This is a genomic window from Aeoliella straminimaris (assembly GCF_024054565.1).
Classification (GTDB): Bacteria; Planctomycetota; Planctomycetia; order Pirellulales; family Lacipirellulaceae; genus Aeoliella; species Aeoliella straminimaris.
The window spans coordinates 1-1500 of the sequence record NZ_JAMXLR010000031.1; the positions used below are offsets into that span (position 1 = coordinate 1).

Here is a 1500-nt window from a genome sequence, read left to right on the forward strand (position 1 = left end):
CCAGTGGGACGTAGTGCTTGTGCCTCCGTTTGATCCTTCTTGGTTCAAAGCGATTGGGTCGGTCTGCGACTCGATGAAGTGAGATGGCCTTGAGTAGATGTTCGTAGAGTATTTCTCTGGTGGAGGCGTCGTGTTTTCCAACGGTCGCGATGATAGGACGGAATGCTTCCAGCGTTTGCAGAGCTCCCTTAAAGCTGATCGTGCGGGGCAAGAAGCCATACTTCGTCGCCGCTTGAGCCATGACGGTGCGGATGAGATTGTAGGCGAGCGCGTGAACCCAGATTTCTTTCCGCACCAGCTCGGGAGTCTTGCAGCGCAGGCACTCCATTCCCATTTCCGACTTAACGGTTCTGAGATCCAATTCGTTGTTCCACCTCTGGCGATAGAGATCGGCCAAGTCTTCTTTCGTGTACTTCAGCGAATCAAGCAGGTTGGTCACGATGACGACTTGCTTCGTGCGAAATCCCGGCGTTGTGATGTACACGCGTGCTTCACGAACGGTCACATACCGGGGCATCGCCCGTTGAGCAGCACGCCCCACTCCACGGATCTGCGGCTTTGGCCAGCGTACGAGGTGGTCGTCTTTGCCCAAACTTGTGCCTTTGCGAAAATCCGCTTTCCGCAGCGCCTTGTTGAGCCTGGTGACGAAATGAACGTCGCGCTCGTTCAGCTCGTAGAAGTTGCGCCAGTTGCACATCAAACAGTCGGCCAGGACGACGTCTCCCTGGGAAAACAAGCTCGCAAGCTGCCGAAACAGCGTGACTTCGCCCTGTCCTTTACCGGCGTAGCGGGCAGTTGCCAGATCGAGGATCACGCCGCACGAAAGGGAGAAGACCGCCGCTACGCGGGCCAATGGCAACCCCTCCTTCTGATTGAAGGTGAGTGGATAGGCGGCGCGATTCTCCGCCGTGTCTGGCATTAGTGTGGTCGTGCCGTCGAACATATAGACGTGATGACCTTTCCAAAGCCATTTCTGTTCCGCCTGGTCTTCAAGCCTTCGACCAATCAAACGGGCCATGTTCGCCACGAAGTCCACGGGTAGACGCTTCCTTGCCTGGCAGTAAGCGCCGGTTTTTAAGGAGCACGCACGTTGTCCCTGTGAGAGGCGATACGCGAGAAAGCGGGCGACAGCGCCGCGACAGGAATGATCGGCGCTGAGGACTTGGCCCAAGAACACCCAGAGCGTCATCAAGGGCGTATAGATGCGGTCATTCCAGGCTACCTCAATCTCCGCCAAGGTTCGTAAAATGGCTTCTTGCGAAAGCAGATCAGCAAACGGCAATTCGCCTTCCTGTAAGAACTGCCGCCTGAGAAATCGAACTTGCCGACGAGTACGGACCGAATTACAAAGTGCCATAAGAAGGCCTCCTTGCTACGGATGGGTTTTTGCACACAAAAACCATCTGAGCAACGGAGGCCTTTTCTGACGACATCACTTCTCAATCAGCAAGCAAGCATTGCTGCGATAGCGACGCTTAGTGTTTGCTGCAGAAAAGCTTA

General features: G+C 55.2%; 1 protein-coding gene. It reads right to left on the bottom strand.

The genetic code is table 11. The features are described from left to right. Positions 1-1357, bottom strand: a 1357-nt coding sequence (locus NG895_RS09015) for an IS4 family transposase (protein WP_252852154.1), incomplete at its 3' end; no start/stop codon positions are given. Between the last annotated feature and the right edge of the window lie 143 nt (positions 1358-1500).